Genomic DNA, 14,356 nt, shown 5'->3' with positions numbered 1-14,356 from the left:
TTTATTGTATGTCGGGTTCGACAATTGTGCCTTGGGTGATTGGTAATTGGAAAATGAACCCAACACGGGCAGCTTCCGAGCAATGGACTCAAGAATTTAAAAAAATTTTACAGCAAACATCCATTAAAGAAACCAAATGTCGTTTGGCTATTGCACCTATTTTCATCGCATTATCAGAGATTAATAGTCAATTACAAGATAGCGCATCTCCTGTAAATATTGTCGCGCAGGATGTTTCGCGCTTTGCAGCAACGGGCGCGTATACGGGCGAGATCAGTGCCGATTTATTGACAGATTACGGTATTCAATATGTGCTCATCGGTCATTCCGAGCGCCGTGAATTGTTGGGCGACCACGCACCAGTGTTAGCTGATAAACTTCGTTTGGCTTTAAAAGCGGGCTTAACCGTGATTTATTGCGTGGGTGAAAGCTTGGAACAACGCGAGCAAGGCATCGCTGATGCGGTTGTGTTGCAGCAAATTTGCGATATCGCTGCAGTGGTTGAAGACCATCAATGGCAAACCCAGATGATTATTGCATATGAACCGATTTGGGCGATTGGCACGGGCAAAACCGCCTCTGCTCAAGATGCACAATCAATGCATGAAAAAATACGTGCAGGCTTGTTACAATTAACAGCCCATGGTGCAAACATTGCAATTTTATATGGTGGTAGTGTCAAACCTGAAAATGCAAAAGAGCTTGCCGCATGTGCCGATATTAATGGCGCATTAGTGGGTGGTGCATCATTAAATGCACACTCGTTTTATCAAATTGCCGATGCTTTTGCGCAATAAAGTTTTAAGGAGTTTTCAGCATGCATACTTTTGTGCTGGTTGTTCATATTATTCTTGCTGTATTAATGATTTTATTAATTTTAGTTCAGCAAGGCAAAGGTGCTGAAGCCGGTGCATCTTTTGGCGGCGGTGGTGCTGCAACTGTTTTTGGTGCATCAGGTTCAGCAAACTTTTTAACCCGTATGACTGCAATTTTAACGGCATTGTTTTTTGTAACCAGCATGACACTTGCAGTGTTTGCCAAGCAACAAACTGCAGATGCGTATAGTTTAGGTGCAGCTACACCTGCAACAACTCAAGCGCAGACTAAAACTGCAACTTCAGCACCGGTGAATTCGACTGAAACTTCATCAACTACACCGAAAAGCGCAAATTAATTTAATTTAAACCTTTTCTTTTTACAGTGAAGCGCATAAAATGCGTGGAAATGCGGTGGTGGTGGAATTGGTAGACACGCTACCTTGAGGTGGTAGTGCTTTCGGGCGTGGGGGTTCAAGTCCCCCCTTCCGCACCAACTATGCAAAAACATGCACAGTTGGAGAATACATAAAGGCTTAATTCTAAAGGAATTGAGCCTTTTTTGTTGCCTATAAGAACAACATGCAATAACCTAGAAATACAACATATCGGGAGGTTAAATGGGAGGTTAAATTTTTTTAACCTCTGTGAAAGTATCTTTTTAACCTCCGATGAAGTCATTACTGGAGGCTATTGTGCTTACAAAACAACAGATTGATGCTATCAAGCCGACTGGAAAACTACAAAAACACTCTGATGGTGACATGCTTTATATTTTTACGCCCACAACCGGCAAAAAAGTGTGGAAAGTCTTATTTACTCTGAATGGCAAGAAGGGCACTGCTACAGTGGGTAGTTATCCGACCATATCCATTAAAGAAGCACGATTAAAACGAGATGAAATTAAATTGATGCTTTCCAATGGCATCAATCCGAGCCAAAAGAAGCAAGATGAAAAATTAAAAATACTTTCGAGCATGTCATTTAATGAACTTCTTAACCTCTACATTCGAGAGGTTACGCCAACACATAAAGGTGCAAGATGGGAAGAAATCCGATTAAAGAAAATTATTGCTGATTTTCCTAGATTGATGATTAAGCCAGTCGATACATTAGACCAGTCGGATATGATTTACTTTCGTAATGAGCGTTTAAAGCACGTACAAGGCTCATCGGTTAATCGAGAGATGCAATTGTTAGGTGGTGTGTTCAGATATGCCATACGTGAGCTTAGAATTATTAAAACAAGCCCATTAACTGATGTGGACAAACCTAAAGATAATCCGCACCGTGAAAGACGTATTACAGATGGTGAAATAAAACTAATTTTGGAATCTTATTCTTATGATTGCACATACACACCGATAAACAAAAGACAGCAAACCGCATGGGCCCTTATGTTTGCAATTGAAACAGCAATGCGAGCAAGTGAGATTACAGGTTTGTTGTGGAAGAATATTTTTAGTGACCATGTTTTATTGCCTGACACAAAAAATGGAACGGCAAGACGAGTGCCACTATCGTTGCGAGCTATAGAGTTACTGGAGCTTATGAGGGGTATTGATGATATTCAAGTAATGACAATTAAATCGGATGCCTTGTCTACTGGCTTCACCAAGCGAATGAGGGAGCTAAAAATTCAGGATTTACGCTTTCACGATACACGGCACGAAGCTGCTACTCGATTAGCTCAAAAATTAGCTGTACATGATTTAGCTAAGGTAACAGGGCATAGGGATTTATCAATGCTTATGCGTTATTACAATCCAACAGCAACAGAATTGGCAGATAAAATTAATTCAAGTGAGCAGGCTAAAAATGGTTAATTCAGATTTATCAATTAATGCGCTAAAGATGGTTGTTGACAATAGACTGTTCGATATTTCAGGAAGAATTGAGGAATTTTATAAAAATTCAGGATGTGAAGAAGATGAATGTTCCGGAGGTTTTTTAGCTTTTTTTTGGAAGCAAAGAATTTTGGAGGATATGGCGGATAGAACCGTTGATATAAAAAAAATGAAGAAAATTTTGTTAAAGCAAACCTTCAATAAAAAGAATAATCAGATCGAGCTTTGTTACCTTCATATTGTTACAGACTTAATGTTCGCTCATTATGCTTTGGATGAGGAAGATTGGTTAGGTTGCATGAAGCATTTACATGCTGCTAGCAGAGATACAGGAATTCTAATTTCACTCCAGTCTGAGAAGGTTTTTAGTATTTTGGATAGTGATAAAAAATCAAGTAATGCAAAAAGACAGCATCAAATTAAAAAACAAGCAGATGAACCAATTAGATTAAAAGCAATAGAAACGTATGTTAATCGTCCAAAAGGGCAAACCAGAAATAATTTCGCTTTGCGATTCTGTTGGGAACACAATAAAAATATTATAAATGAAGATGAGTTATTAAAGGAATCGACTGTCAAACAGTGGATAAAAGACTATCTTAAGAATGCTAATAAAAGTGAGTAATCTGCTAGCAGAATTACCAAAATGCTAGCATAACAACCAATGTGCTAGCACAATAACCCAATGTTTTTTAATAAAAATCAAAATACACCTATGCAATAACGCAGACCAACATGCACAGGTGTAGTATGCAAACAAAACAGCAATATTTACGTGCGAATCAAATCGCATCAACTTCCGCCACTGGTGAGAAAGTCCACGTTTATAAAAGCGGAAAAAATAAAGGTGAAAAGCGAATCCTAAGAGCTAAAGAAGCTATTGAGGGTATTTTACCAATTTCACAAAAAACCTTGTGGGAGTGGGCTAGAACTGGAAAATTTCCAGCGCCAATTAAATTATCCAGTAATGTCACTGTATGGCGTAAATCCGATGTTGATGCATGGTTAGAAAATAAAGCCAATGCAGTATTGGAGGCCTAACCATGACCCACGAAATCCAAATACTTAATCACCTTAAAAATGGCGATAGCATAACCGTTATTGAAGCAGGTAACTTGTATCACTGTCATTCACTTTCAGGAACGATAAGCCGACTACGCCAAGCCGGTCATAATATCGCTGATGTTTGGGAATCTAATGTTTTAAACAAAGGACGACACAAGCGTTACTTCTTAGCTGGGGAGTTTGAAGCATGAGAAAGTCAAATATCCCTATTGCACTACACAAAAAGTGTAGTTATAGTTACCTTGCTTTGTGCAAAATCACAAAGTTAGCTTTGACAGGCTATAAAGACAACATAGGCGCAATTAGTCCGCTTCGGGCTTTTTTATTGCGTAAAATCTCTATGCACTCGCATATTTATGTGGGGCTGGAGAGGGACATCTTCGGATGTGCTGGTTTCCTATGTCACCAGTCTGTCAACCCTTTCCAGCTTCGCACCAATCAATTGACAGTGATGTGTGAAGCTCCAATTAAGAATATAGGAGCGCATTAATCATGCCTATTCAAAATAAATCAATCCCAAAAAGTTACGATGCTGGCGATATGCTCGACATGGCTGATATAGCCCATGCAGATATGGACTGGATGAGCATTGCTATTGAAGATTTATCCGTCCGTTTACGCCAATTAAAAAAAGATATGACTGCCTATAACGTCAATGCCCCATATCATTTTGAAGTTTTAGAGAAAGTCATGCAGATGTACGAGTACGTTGCGGACAATCGTAAGCATTACCACAAGCAAGAATCGGCTAAATACGAAGCATTGTGGGAACAAGAAAAAGGCTTAAAAAATGGGGGTGAAGCATGAATGTAAAACCTTCATGGGATACTACAGGCGACTTATTGGAAGCAGTAGACCCAAAACCCAAGAATGTGATTTTTAAACACGTTCATAGCTACACACAAAAGTTAGTCGAGAGTTACTCAATCCAAGACTTTGATTTAAATGTTTTGGTTCAGAATCAGCAAAAGGGGAAAATTAGAACCGTATCTGATGAAACAATTTATAACGATAGTGATATTTCAGGCTATTTAGCAATCCCTTTATACAATGTGGAAAATAAAGAGATTACAGGCTACCAGTTATTAAATAGCAAAAAGAAATCCCAGCCAATTAAAGTTGGTACTGGGATTCCTGTTTCAAATATAAGCAATCTAAACACGCCATGTTTTATTGCTACTGATAATTTAAATCTATTTATTCGGTTATCGCAACTAAATTATGTATCAGTTTTCCATCATAAAATTAATACAGCATTTGAGGCTGTGAATAATTATTTTGATGAAGCAAAACCTAGAATTATCGCAACAGATAAAAAACTTAATGATGTTGAGTTAACCGCCAATAGCGGACATGGTAGACAACTCCCTCAAATTGAGGGCATGCCCAAAACTGGACATCCCTACTCAAAATTGAGCAGGCATTCAACTTGCTTACTGGGTATCAGAATTTTTACCAATACCCACAGATTATGGAAATTTATCATCGGTAAGTTTTGCGAGTAAGTCGTAAAAGATGGTGCTAAATATTTAGCTACTGGTCACGTTCCCAAAAATATGGGAGCGTACTACACTTTCTTAGTGACCATCCCCAACTTTGGGGAAGTACAACCGCCATTGGTGGATGAACAATATATTGACTGGATTCTAAATCCGACCATTGAACGGAATATTTCGTTGTATTCCTCTCTTTTGAGGAAAACATTGTGAATAATGATTTAAGCAATAAAAAAAGCCACGTAATCTAATACATGGCTTTTTTAACATTTACCTTACTTATAAAATAAATGTAGATGCTTAATTGCCCGAAATACAGGACTTGGAATAGTTGTTAAATAGTAATCGTTAAATGTCATTTAAGCAAATTTAAGTATAAAAAAAGCCACCCATGACGGTGGCAAAATGAGATTTTAAGCATTGAGAATTAACTCAAAGTCGTTGTCCTAAAATCCCCACATTGTTGTAAAACTATATTGTTTATATTACATACTAAATTAATAAATATGTTATAATTATTAACGAGATATAACGATTTAGGGTTTTGATAATGTTAGTAACTACGGAAGTTTTTGAACAGGTTTTACAGGAGTGTGGCATCAATTGGGCCACGATAAAAGAAGCGGTAAACAGAAGTAAATATCTGATGTCAGAAAAGTCAGAAGATCGACAAAAATACCTCGATAAATTGTATTTAAAAGCAATTGATTTAGGGATTAAACCAACTGAAAACGGCACGATATGCGAACAACAAGCTATTCGATTACTGGGTAAGTCACCAGCTTATTTCCGAGTAGCACGGAAACAGGGTCGATTAACACCAAATTGTGTGCTAATTGGAAATACCTACAGATACACCATGTATGATTTGGCTGAATATTTAGAAAAAAAAGACAGATACAAGGCGTTATAATCCGTTATTTATCAATAATATAATTATAAATTAAAGCCGTATATTGTACTTAACATTTCATAGTTGAGTTACAAAATGCGTTTAAATGAAACAACCCTTGTTAAATCACTGTACTGTCAGATCAATAGTAATGAATCAACCCAAGCGGTGAACATTGCTAAAAAAACATTCGGCGAACAATCTGCGGTTACAAAGCTACTCGCAAACAAATCATTCTCAAATCCTTCACAACAAGACTGGAACAACATTACCGCCAGTCAGCAATTTATCAATCTTATTGAATCAATCAGCCTAGTTGGTCAGCTAAAAGCATTAAATAAACATATTGAGTTGCCATTAGATACGATGCTTTCAAGTTTTGACTTGATGGATTGCCAAGTAGTTTTACAAAGTGAACCAACAGCCGTTTTAAATGAAAGCTCAAAGATAGGCTTTAAGCTAGAAAGTAAAAAAATAGGTGGCTTTGCAATCTTTCCAGACCGTTATTTTAATTCTGACCTATTCGACAAAATCGAACCGATGATTAACCAAGCCTTAGCAAACAGTTACGCTGCTGGAGAGAATACCGACCTCATTAATACTTTGAAAACTGATGCTGTAGAAGTTGCAAACCTAGACACAGCATTACAGGGAATTAAAGAGATTAAAAATGCTGTAATTGCAATGAATCCAGCCGATGCTATGCAATTAGCCAAGTCGATTAATAGCGACAAGCTAGGCGTAAATGGTGGCGTATATTTTGATATTCCGGCGATTACCAATAAATCTATTTTAGAAGGTGAAAAGCTAATTTTTGATTTATCGAAATTGGTACTGGCTCAAGACCCTAGTATTGTTATTCAACAGGCTGCGGAGAGCTTTGTTGTTGATATGACAGGACAGCCAGTCTATTTATTCCAAGAGAATAAAAAAGCAATAAAAATTGTGGGCTATACAGGTTATGAGTTTATGACCGGTTATAAAGCTACTTTGGTTAAGGGGTAATTTATGGATAAATTATTCTCTACACTCGAAGTTAAATCCATTAATAATGACCAGCGAATTATTAAAGGAATTGCAACCACTGTTAGTCCTGACCGAGTAAATGACACAATCAACATTGATGGGGCCATGTTCAAGCTACCAATGCCATTACTGAAACAACATGACCACAGCCAACCTATCGGCACAATTACAAGCATGGTTAAAAAAGGTAATGGCCTAGAACTTACGGCACAGATTGCCAAGATTGATGAAGAAGGTACGCTAAAGGATCGTATTGATTCAGCTTGGAATGAGATTAAAAGCGGACTTGTTCGGGGCTTATCAATAGGCTTTCGAGCATTGGACTATGATGTTAATCGTGCTGGAGGTATTGAGTACACCAGCATTGAGATATATGAAGTATCCGCCGTAACTGTTCCAGCGAATGCCGATTGCTCGATTACCTCAATTAAATCACAGGCAGCAAGCCACGCACCTAAAAAAGCAACAGAGCATGTGACGGTGAAACTCAATAGCGGTGGTGTGAAGCTACCCGACTTAGAACCATCGGATTATCACAGCTCATTAACATTGAGTGAGAAACAAGCACTATCCCGACTGGCATACGCACCATATCAACAGCAAGCCACGTACTTAAATCAGAAGCGTTTGCTAGATGGTCGTGAGAAGTATGAGGCGATGAAGTTGTTTATTAAAGACTTGAGAGGTGAGCTATGAGCTTGCCTTTATTTACTCGCATGATGACAACCATACGACCTCACAAGACTAGTCGCCAGCATGGTGTAGTTGAGGTATTCAAGTATAACCATAGAGCTATGACAGCAATGGAAACGGATTTTATATCCTCTATTCAATGTATGGAGTTAAACGCCGTTGCGCTGCTGCTGGTTAAGTATGAGCAGCGACCGCAGGCATTGAACCTGATTAAGATAGCAATGCAATATCATATTTACAAAAATGATTTTGATGATTACTTGAAAGCTAATCGAAAGGATCTAAAAGTTAAGGCTGCTTATGGTGTGTGGAAAACACTTTAGGATTATTGGTGATGTATGCAAATCACATTATGAGTATTTTCACCAAGCTCCCTCCTCGACAAAACTGGTTGATGATCGGGGGGGTATCCAAATTTTTAAACCAAATCACTGCCGGACACCGCACCCTATCCCATTTATAAAAAAATTTCCCTTTTCTTTGAATACTACGTTTTGAAGGCAGCCATAATGCAGAAATTAACGAAGAAAAAAAGGCTATTCATAAATGGTTTACTGGATGGATTAAAGCCAAATGATGCTGCTAAATCTGCTGGCTACAAATTCCCAAGACAATCTGCACATCATTTATTATCAGATCGACAGGTTTTGCATAATTTGAATAGTAGAGGTTACCAGGCGAATGGAAATAACTGTGATGTTAATGGCCAACCAATTAAAAAAGAAAAAATAATGATTCAGGATATTGAGCAAATTATTCTGACTGCTGACAACCCGAAAGACTTGTTGATAGAAATAATGACAGATCCACGTTTTGACCTCTGTACAAGGATTGAAGCAGCCACAGCCTTGCTGCCATACTTTCATGCAAAGAAAGCACCGATCTAATTTAGTCAACATATATTAGGAGGTTAAATGGGAGGTTAATAAAAATAAACACTTTAATAAAATTAATTAAAACATGTATTTATGTGATTTATTTAAGTCCCCCCTTCCGCACCAACTATGCAAAAAAAGGCACAGTTGGATACTACATAAAGGCTTAATTCTTAAGGAATTGAGCCTTTTTTGTTGCCTGTAAAAAACAACAATCATTGGCCAATATTTGAGTTTAAAGACATAACATGCTTAAAAATCTGGCTTATATTTGCCAGAATTAATCCCAAAAAAGAGGCCTTCGCGACACTGTTCAGACTGCGAAGACCTCAGGTTTATTTATTGCTCTGCATTCCACTCTTTAATAAATGCCATGGTTAACTTTGCGGCATTACGCTGTGCAATGCCTGAACCAAAGAACGCAGCTACATTCGGGTCGTGGTCTGCACCGGCAAGGTCAGATAAACTGCGGAATGCAATAAATGGAATATTGTTTGAATAGGCAACTTGCGCCACTGCTGCGGTTTCCATATCCACACAATCGCCTTTTAAATTTTTATTTAAATAATCACGATATTCGGCATTGGCTAAGAACGCGCCACCAGAAACGCCACGGTTGCCAATCACAATTTTTGGATTGTAACAGTTCGCGCCAGCGCAAATTGCTTCAAGTTGAGTCTGGGTGTCTGCTTGTACTTTATTGACGATATTCAACATTTTGCTATCTACAGGGAAATCAACACGCATTTCACCATAAGCCATAGGCACATCGGTATCGCCAAAACGACTGGTTAATGCAACATTTTTATAGTTTGTTGCATTCATAACATTGGTTTCGCGTAAAAATTGATTTTTCCATGCAGGAACATTGTCAGCCAATTTAATGCCTAAGCAAGAAATGTCGCCAGCTTTACCACATGCATTGGGTAAGGTGCTGTTATTATTAAAATAAACTTCGTTAGGTGCAATCCAGTTTTTGGCAATTACTACATCCCCAACGTGGTAGTTTGGATTTAAGCTGCCTGCGATGCCACTAAAAACAATACCTTTTAATTTAAAATGATCCGCAATCATTTGTGTGGTCATGGCGGCATTGGTCATACTAATACCACTTAGGGTAATGACCACAGGGGTATTTTCAAGCTGGCCTGTCACGAATTTACGACCATTAATCATATATTCGTGTTTGTCTTGAGTCGATTGAATCAGTAAATCGGCTTCTTGTCCGAATGCTGCAATAATCGCGAGGCGAGGCGTTGCATCTGTTAAAACGTCTTGGTTTAGTTTGGGTGCGGTTGATTTTTGTAGCGTTGTTGTGGTTGCACAACCCACTAAACCTGCAGTTAAGCCTACAGCGCCGAGTAATAAAGAGAGTTTTAATAAACGCATAGCACATTCTTCACAAGGAAATGAAAGTTAAGATGATTAATATAAGTGAAAATACAAAAAACATTCCAGTTTATCTGCAATAAAATTTATACCTTATTTGGAGTAATTGTTTGATCTAGCTTTGATTTTGCCTTTTTAAATGCACTTCTTAAACCTTCTTCTAAGGTTGGATGATAAAACGGTTTCTGGAGCAGATCATCAACGGTGCATTGCTCGCCAATCATCCAATTTAATAAATGCGCGAAATGTTCTGCCGCTTCAACAAACAGCTCTGCCCCTAAAATTTTCCGCGAGTGCTGATCGACATAAATTTCAACTGCACCTGTATTTTTGCCCAATACGGTGGCTCGACCTTGGCGTTCAAAAGATTGTGCACCCACCACAAAATCAATTTTTTGTTGAATGAGGCTTTGATAACTTACGCCGACAATCGCCATTTCTGGTGATGAAAAGACAATTGCGAGCGCAGGGCGGGGTTGGATGGGCTGAATCTGTGGATAATTTAATGCGTTATGCACAGCGATGCGGCCATCGTTGGCTGCTTCATGCTGAATCGGATGATGACTAAATGCATCACCCGCAATAAAAATAGGGTAGTTGGCCAGTTGTTTGGTGTCTGGGTTGACAGGTAAAGTTTTTAACTCGCTAAAACTTGGATCAATCTGTTCTAATTTTAAGCTAGATAATAATGAGCTTCGGCCAGTTGCATTCAAGATATAATCGACTTCAATACTATGTAACTCAGCATTTTGGCGGTAGTCAATTTTGACTTGGTTTTGCTGTAAGGACACCTGTTCGGGCAGCACTTCAAATAAAATATTCAGTTCAGTTTGTAATTGCTGTTTGGCCAGATGCTGTAACTCGGGGCTGGTTAAACTTCCTACTTTTTGGCTACGTGCAAAAATTGTCGTATGGACGCCTAGACGATGTAAGGCTTGCGCAAGCTCGATGGCAATGACGCCACTGCCAATTACCGCAATCGATTCAGGTAACTGCTCTAATTCAAAGATTTGGTCAGAGGTGAGTTGTTTATCAGCAATTTGGCTTTGCCATTCTGTATTGATATTGGGACGAGAGCCGACCGCTAAAATGAAGCGCTTGGCTTGATAGCGTTGTCCATTCACCTCAATGGTGTTGGCATTTACAAAACTGGCCCGTCCACTTAGTTTATGTTCATCAGGCCATTGGGCAACCTCTTTTAAGGTTGCATCGGTAAAACGCTGACGCAGTTGTTGCACATGTTGCATAACCTGCGTTGTATCTGCGCTAAGCGTTGCAGTCATGCCAACCTGTTGTAGATTTTGCGCCTCAAACAAACGATTGGCGCTTGAAATGAGCACTTTACTTGGCATGCAGCCAACACGGGCACAGGTGGTATCCCACGGACCATCATTCACAATTAAAATATTTTGTGTTTTCTTAACCGCTGTTTTATATGCACTGATACCGGCTGTGCCTGCACCTACAATAATCAGATCGTAAACCATGCGAATTATTCGTTTGGAGGGATCAATTGACTATAACCAATAATTGGTTAAAAAATAGCTAAATTTTCAAATTTTAACATTTCGGAGGGTTTAAATACCGCCAACAATTACACTGGCGGTTGGCTTAACCGATAAACTGCTACACGCAGATAACAGAAATAGCGCGCTACATAAGCTGCAAAGAAATAAAATTGTGCGCATAAAAATCAATTCAATCTAAAAAAATGAACATAACAGATCTCATTTCAATTGCGTAGCGCGCGAGTGCAGTCAATCTGTAAAGACAAAGATTCTACATGTGCGTAGAATCTTTGTGGATTATTCATCGTCTAATAAATCCATTTGTTTGGCCAGTTGGTACAAGTTGTTGGAACGATTTCCTGTACGGCAAAACATTAAAATTGGTTTAGGTAATTCATTAAAATGATTGGCAAAAGTGCGAACATCGAGTTCAGTAATTTGACCGCCAATCACTGGTTGATGCACGTAATCTAAACCTGCCTGACGTGCTGCTTCTTCAATTTGTGCACTGGTTGGTTGCTCTGCGCCGCCTTCTTGGTCTGGTCGATTATTAATGACCGATTTAAAACCTTTTTCGACCACTTGGCTGAGTTGTTCAGGATAAATTTGTCCTGCGAAGCCGACTTGTTCACTCATTTTTTTCTCCATAAATAGAATGGGCGTAGATGCCGATATCATAGCATGAGCTTATTTATTTTATCTTGAGGATACAACTGATTTTGCTTATCTCGTTGTGATGCAAAAAAATATCGCATGCAAAAGTAAAATGTCTATGAGTGCCTTTAAATTTACGCATACACTAGAAGATATTCAAAATTGCGGATTAAACTGAGAAAACAATGATTGTCGTTTGCCCATCTTGCAGTGCCAAAAATCGCGTGCCAGAAGAAAAATTAGCGGCCTCGCCACAGTGTGGACAGTGCCATGCGGCCTTGTTACCTGCCGAACCGATTGAATTAAATGAACAAAATTTTAGTCATTTTATTCGTAATAGCGATTTGCCGATTTTTATTGATTTATGGGCCGATTGGTGCGGACCATGCAAAATGATGGCACCGCATTTTGCCCAAGTGGCCGCGCAAAATCCTCAGGTGATTTTTGCCAAAATTAATACTGAAACGTCGCCTCAATTAAGCCAAGCTTTTCATGTTCGCAGCATTCCAACCTTGGTTTTAATGAATAAAACCAATGAAATTGCTAGAATTAGTGGCGCTCTTCGCTCTGCTGAATTACAGCAATGGTTAGATCAGCATCTTGACGCTTAATTTTGGAGTTAATACCGTGGATAATTATATTTCCCCAGAAGGGACTTTGTCGCTGCAAACCATAGCGATGCCTGCCGATACCAATTGGAGCGGCGACGTGTTTGGTGGTTGGATTGTCTCACAAATGGATTTGGCCGGTGCAATTCATGCCGAGCGTTTTAGTAAAGGCCGCTGCGCCACCATCTCAATTAATCAAATGACCTTTTTAGTGCCAGTAAAAGTGGGTGATGTGATTAGTTGCTACACCAAAATTTTGAAAGTTGGTAATACGTCAATTCAAATGCAAATTGAGGTTTGGGATAGTCACGATGATTCTCGTGCGCCAAAACGGGTCACAGAAGGCGTATTTACCTTTGTTGCTGTGGATGCACAGGGCAATAAACGGATGATTTCTGAAGAATTGAAGCAAAAACTGGGTCACTAAATTTTTGTGTTTTTCACAAAGTCAGTCTTTGATTTTGTCACGGGATTGATGATTATTGGGTTTAAACAGATCAAGCCACCAACACAGCTATGCGGGTGGCTTGATTTAAAGATTTAATCGGGGCAGATTTAGTCTTTAAAGTTGTTAAATTGTAATGGAACACCAAATTGTTGTTCACGTAAAAAATTCATAATTTGTTGCAAGGTATCACGCTTTTTATCGGTGACGCGGATTTTATCGCCTTGAATAGACGACTGCGCTTTAATGCCACTTTCTTTAATAGCTTTGTTAATTTTTTTCGCAGTGTCCGAATCAAGCCCATCTTTGAGTTTGACCACTTGCACCACATTTTTGCCTGAAGCAGTTGCTTTTTGTGGGTCTAAGGCTTGTACATCAATCTTACGTTTATAAAAATGATTTTCTAACATGCTATAAACTTGTTCGCATTGGAAATCGCTTTCGGTGCTAATCTTAATTTCTTTGGCTTTTTCATTAATCTCAATGGTGACATCTTGACCGCGAAAGTCAAAACGGGTCGCAATCTCTTTTTGCGTGTTTTGAACGGCATGATTTACTTCAAATAACTCTAATTCAGATACAATATCGAACGATGGCATAGTATAGACCTTTGCAAATGGATGAAATATTTGAGATGCTAAGAGGGTTTTCACCATTTGCCAAGTGTTGTTTATAGAAAAGGAGTGCACAATGATCCGTAAACAAGAAATTACAACATTTGAGTTCCCAGAAAATGCAGTAATCTGGGATGTCCGTGACCCAAGTGCGTATGCCGAAGGTCATCTCAAAGGCGCAATTAATCAGCCGATTAATGACATTAGCCAAGCGCTTTTAACTCAAGTGGACGCGGGTCAACCGATTTATATTTTATGTGGGGGCGGCAGTAAAGCACCGCGCGCAGCAGAAAAATTAGAAGAATTCGATCAGTCTCGTGAATATGTCGTGTTAATGGGCGGGACGCGTGCAGCAAAAGTTGCAGGTTTACCAATCGAGTAAGTTGAGCGCTGACATATTCTCTATTTAGAATATGTCAGCGTGATTGC

At 39.0% G+C, this 14,356-nt stretch carries 20 protein-coding genes and 1 tRNA gene; 17 read left to right on the top strand and 4 right to left on the bottom strand.

All coding sequences use genetic code 11. From position 1 onward, the window contains the following. The first annotated feature begins 8 nt into the window (after window positions 1-8). The 14 genes from tpiA (at window position 9) to I2F62_RS08100 (ending at window position 8,721) form a co-directional block, all read left to right on the top strand. Window positions 9-797: a triose-phosphate isomerase gene (gene tpiA, locus I2F62_RS08170; protein ID WP_324626526.1), complete on the top strand. Its 789-nt coding sequence runs from the start codon at window positions 9-11 to the stop codon at window positions 795-797. 20 nt (window positions 798-817) lie between these two features. Next, entirely contained in the window at window positions 818-1,174 is a 357-nt protein-coding gene (gene secG / locus I2F62_RS08165; RefSeq protein WP_324626525.1) for a preprotein translocase subunit SecG, read from the top strand. Between the two features lie 52 nt (window positions 1,175-1,226). After that, window positions 1,227-1,311, top strand: a tRNA-Leu gene (locus tag I2F62_RS08160). 199 nt (window positions 1,312-1,510) lie between these two features. Continuing rightward, complete coding sequence (locus I2F62_RS08155; RefSeq protein WP_324626524.1) at window positions 1,511-2,641, top strand: site-specific integrase; 1,131 nt, start codon at window positions 1,511-1,513, stop codon at window positions 2,639-2,641. Then, window positions 2,634-3,287, top strand: coding sequence for a hypothetical protein (locus I2F62_RS08150; RefSeq protein WP_324626523.1), 654 nt, complete (start codon window positions 2,634-2,636; stop codon window positions 3,285-3,287). Before I2F62_RS08155 ends, I2F62_RS08150 begins: the two co-directional genes overlap by 8 nt. A gap of 125 nt (window positions 3,288-3,412) precedes the next feature. Continuing rightward, window positions 3,413-3,703, top strand: coding sequence for a helix-turn-helix transcriptional regulator (locus I2F62_RS08145; RefSeq protein WP_324626522.1), 291 nt, complete (start codon window positions 3,413-3,415; stop codon window positions 3,701-3,703). Between the two features lie 2 nt (window positions 3,704-3,705). Next, window positions 3,706-3,918 carry a helix-turn-helix domain-containing protein gene (locus I2F62_RS08140; protein WP_324626521.1) on the top strand — a complete coding sequence of 71 codons (213 nt, stop codon included), beginning with the start codon at window positions 3,706-3,708 and terminating at the stop codon, window positions 3,916-3,918. A 301-nt stretch (window positions 3,919-4,219) separates the two neighbouring features. After that, the gene (locus tag I2F62_RS08130; RefSeq protein ID WP_324626519.1) at window positions 4,220-4,534 is read left to right on the top strand and encodes a hypothetical protein; all 315 of its coding nucleotides are present in this window, start codon (window positions 4,220-4,222) and stop codon (window positions 4,532-4,534) included. Next, window positions 4,531-5,232 carry a hypothetical protein gene (locus I2F62_RS08125; protein ID WP_324626518.1) on the top strand — a complete coding sequence of 234 codons (702 nt, stop codon included), beginning with the start codon at window positions 4,531-4,533 and terminating at the stop codon, window positions 5,230-5,232. The genes I2F62_RS08130 and I2F62_RS08125 overlap by 4 nt, the downstream gene beginning before the upstream one ends. A gap of 541 nt (window positions 5,233-5,773) precedes the next feature. Further along, window positions 5,774-6,136 carry a hypothetical protein gene (locus tag I2F62_RS08120; protein ID WP_324626517.1) on the top strand — a complete coding sequence of 121 codons (363 nt, stop codon included), beginning with the start codon at window positions 5,774-5,776 and terminating at the stop codon, window positions 6,134-6,136. A 75-nt stretch (window positions 6,137-6,211) separates the two neighbouring features. Next, a complete protein-coding gene (locus tag I2F62_RS08115; RefSeq protein WP_324626516.1) occupies window positions 6,212-7,120 on the top strand; it encodes a hypothetical protein in 909 nt (302 codons plus the stop codon). A gap of 3 nt (window positions 7,121-7,123) precedes the next feature. Then, window positions 7,124-7,837 (top strand): HK97 family phage prohead protease, encoded by a 714-nt coding sequence (locus tag I2F62_RS08110; RefSeq protein WP_324626515.1) that lies wholly within the window; start codon window positions 7,124-7,126, stop codon window positions 7,835-7,837. After that, a complete protein-coding gene (locus I2F62_RS08105; protein WP_324626514.1) occupies window positions 7,834-8,157 on the top strand; it encodes a hypothetical protein in 324 nt (107 codons plus the stop codon). The genes I2F62_RS08110 and I2F62_RS08105 overlap by 4 nt, the downstream gene beginning before the upstream one ends. Before the next feature lie 186 nt (window positions 8,158-8,343). After that, window positions 8,344-8,721 (top strand): hypothetical protein, encoded by a 378-nt coding sequence (locus I2F62_RS08100; RefSeq protein ID WP_324626513.1) that lies wholly within the window; start codon window positions 8,344-8,346, stop codon window positions 8,719-8,721. A 327-nt stretch (window positions 8,722-9,048) separates the two neighbouring features. Here the strand turns inward: I2F62_RS08100 and I2F62_RS08095 are convergent, their stop codons facing one another. The 3 genes from I2F62_RS08095 to I2F62_RS08085 all read right to left on the bottom strand — a co-directional run bounded on the left by I2F62_RS08095 (window position 9,049) and on the right by I2F62_RS08085 (window position 12,242). Continuing rightward, window positions 9,049-10,098, bottom strand: coding sequence for a 5'-methylthioadenosine/S-adenosylhomocysteine nucleosidase (locus tag I2F62_RS08095; RefSeq protein WP_324626512.1), 1,050 nt, complete (start codon window positions 10,096-10,098; stop codon window positions 9,049-9,051). An 86-nt stretch (window positions 10,099-10,184) separates the two neighbouring features. Continuing rightward, the gene (locus I2F62_RS08090; RefSeq protein WP_324626511.1) at window positions 10,185-11,585 is read right to left on the bottom strand and encodes a dihydrolipoyl dehydrogenase; all 1,401 of its coding nucleotides are present in this window, start codon (window positions 11,583-11,585) and stop codon (window positions 10,185-10,187) included. Window positions 11,586-11,903: 318 nt separating this feature from the next. Next, window positions 11,904-12,242 carry a TIGR01244 family sulfur transferase gene (locus I2F62_RS08085; protein ID WP_324626510.1) on the bottom strand — a complete coding sequence of 113 codons (339 nt, stop codon included), beginning with the start codon at window positions 12,240-12,242 and terminating at the stop codon, window positions 11,904-11,906. A gap of 203 nt (window positions 12,243-12,445) precedes the next feature. Here I2F62_RS08085 and trxC point away from each other — a divergent pair, with 203 nt between their 5' ends. Further along, window positions 12,446-12,871: a thioredoxin TrxC gene (gene trxC / locus I2F62_RS08080; protein ID WP_324626509.1), complete on the top strand. Its 426-nt coding sequence runs from the start codon at window positions 12,446-12,448 to the stop codon at window positions 12,869-12,871. A 67-nt stretch (window positions 12,872-12,938) separates the two neighbouring features. Continuing rightward, the gene (locus I2F62_RS08075; RefSeq protein WP_324626561.1) at window positions 12,939-13,295 is read left to right on the top strand and encodes an acyl-CoA thioesterase; all 357 of its coding nucleotides are present in this window, start codon (window positions 12,939-12,941) and stop codon (window positions 13,293-13,295) included. 128 nt (window positions 13,296-13,423) lie between these two features. On the opposite strand, the gene I2F62_RS08070 is transcribed toward I2F62_RS08075, so the two are convergent. Further along, the gene (locus I2F62_RS08070) at window positions 13,424-13,912 is read right to left on the bottom strand and encodes a YajQ family cyclic di-GMP-binding protein (protein WP_324626508.1); all 489 of its coding nucleotides are present in this window, start codon (window positions 13,910-13,912) and stop codon (window positions 13,424-13,426) included. A 91-nt stretch (window positions 13,913-14,003) separates the two neighbouring features. Here I2F62_RS08070 and I2F62_RS08065 point away from each other — a divergent pair, with 91 nt between their 5' ends. After that, complete coding sequence (locus I2F62_RS08065; protein ID WP_324626507.1) at window positions 14,004-14,309, top strand: rhodanese-like domain-containing protein; 306 nt, start codon at window positions 14,004-14,006, stop codon at window positions 14,307-14,309. Window positions 14,310-14,356: the final 47 nt, after the last annotated feature.

It is taken from the genome of Acinetobacter sp. MD2(2019), assembly GCF_035615615.1.
Classification (GTDB): Bacteria; Pseudomonadota; Gammaproteobacteria; order Pseudomonadales; family Moraxellaceae; genus Acinetobacter.
The sequence above is the reverse complement of the archived record's forward strand: the minus strand, read 5'-3'. Positions and strand labels throughout refer to the sequence as shown.